Annotated in this window: 3 protein-coding genes; 2 read left to right on the forward strand and 1 reads right to left on the reverse strand. The window is 51.3% G+C overall.

Annotated elements, in window-relative coordinates:
* The first annotated feature begins 74 nt into the window (after positions 1 to 74).
* A complete protein-coding gene (locus H1B37_RS32660; RefSeq protein WP_353620978.1) occupies positions 75 to 701 on the forward strand; it encodes a nucleotidyltransferase domain-containing protein in 627 nt (208 codons plus the stop codon).
* Positions 694 to 999, forward strand: coding sequence for a hypothetical protein (locus H1B37_RS32665; protein WP_182871462.1), 306 nt, complete (start codon positions 694 to 696; stop codon positions 997 to 999). Before H1B37_RS32660 ends, H1B37_RS32665 begins: the two co-directional genes overlap by 8 nt.
* Before the next feature lie 24 nt (positions 1,000 to 1,023).
* Here the strand turns inward: H1B37_RS32665 and H1B37_RS32670 are convergent.
* Positions 1,024 to 1,838, reverse strand: an 815-nt coding sequence (locus H1B37_RS32670; RefSeq protein WP_182871463.1) for an ISAs1 family transposase, incomplete at its 5' end; no start/stop codon positions are given.

The raw sequence follows: 1,838 nt of genomic DNA on the forward strand, positions 1-1,838 counted from the left end.
GTCTACGTGGTCAGGCTCGTAGTTTTCGGATCACTGATGACGCTTATCGTCAGATGGTTTAGCAGGCGATAATTGTGCACGTTTACGCATTTGGGTCCATCTGCCGAGGCGAAATCGATGTGTACTCAGACATCGACCTGTTGGCGATCGTTGCGAAAAATTCACCGAATCTGGATCCCAACAAATTTTCCATCTATTCGTACCAACGGTTGCAGCAACTTTGGTCAGCGGGTAATCCTTTTTCATGGCACCTCTCACTAGAAGCAAAGCTTCTTTACGCATGTGATGGCCAGGATTTTCTCGAGTCGCTTGGAGAGCCAAACCCTTATCAGGACTGCAAACGTGATTGTGAAAAATTTCTTTCGCTCGCCCAAACTGCATGTTCTCGCCTGAGAGATCGAGCACCAAGCCAAACGTTTGAGTTAGCCACGGTTTTTCTCGCGATTCGAAATTTTGCTACCTGTTACGCACTCGGCCAGCTTGGTAAATGCATCTTCTCGAGAAACTCATTCTGGCAGCTAGACGACCCTACGGCTCCGCTAACTAAAACGGAGTACGACGTTCTGGAACGAGCGAGGATTCTTTCGACTCGGGGAGTTGGGGAGCCGATAACTGCGGCAGAAGCCGAAAGTGTGATCGAAATCTCGTATCAAATCGAATCCTGGATGCAAGCGAAATTTGTGGAGATCCCGAGTGTCTAACGATGCCTTCAGCAAGCGTTTCCGTCTCAAGCGAAAAGTGCTGGATGCGGTCAATTCGAGTCAGGCTTGGCCAGAAGAACTTTGCGGCTTGTCTGTCAATGCAATCTCTCGGTGGTGCCGCAGCACTAGCGTGGACGAAAACTCAGAGGTGGCAGAACTATTGAAGAAGATAGCTGGTAATTTGGGTTTTCTCGCAACAAAAAGCCAGATGTCGATTTCCGAAGCGGACGACGCGACATTCATTGACGTTGAAGTTCAGCTTGAACAATTGTCTCAACTGTTAGGTGAGCATCAGTAGGGACCCACGACGATCGCACCAAAATTAGGCTGCAAACAGGAGTTTTTCGAGAAATGCGGTGTTCCAGCCGGCGATTTTCCGTTTCCGCCTAAGACTCTTCTTCCGGGTGTCTCGCTTGAGAAGCGTTGTGACAAACCGACGAGTGAAGCTCATATTCGACGTAGCGTTCTTGGTTCGGAGCCGACTCGAATCCTCATGAAACACGACATCGAGAACCCAGTGCATGCTCTCGATGCCCCAGTGGCGACGGGCACTATTGGCGAATTCTCCAACCCGTGCCGGTCGGCTTGAAATGTAGTAGCGGATATCACTTGTTTGTTTGTCGCCACGACTCGTGCACGTATTCGCTTGGCAAATGCTTTTGGCCCCTTTCCATTGATCGGTCAGGACACGCAGTGACTCAGGAATGGGGCCGGTCGCGTAAAAGCGTTCTTCGTCACGCCCAGCCTGCTTTCCCTTGGTCGTGGTCGATCGCACGCCATGAGTTGTGAGCCCTTCGTTGTGAGCCATTTCAAAGTGGTCAGCGATGGCGGCGCAGAGCTTGGGGTGATTGTCCTTGACGGCGAAAACATAGTCGCCACCTTCGTCGATAATCTTTTCGGCGATCGACTTTTGGCAGCCCATTGCATCGAGCGTCACGATCGCATTGCTGATGTCGATCAATTCGAGTAACTCGGGAATCGCCGTGATTTCGTTGGACTTTGAGTCGACTTCGGTTTGCCCAAGCGCAACGCCGTTTTCGGTTGCCCAGGCGCTGACAATGTGGATCGCATCGGATTTCTCCGCGTCGGTGTAGGAACCTCGTACCGTCTTGCCATCGATCGCAACATGAACGGGAT

The sequence above is a fragment of the Stieleria mannarensis genome (assembly GCF_014154935.1).
Lineage (GTDB): Bacteria > Planctomycetota > Planctomycetia > Pirellulales > Pirellulaceae > Stieleria > Stieleria mannarensis.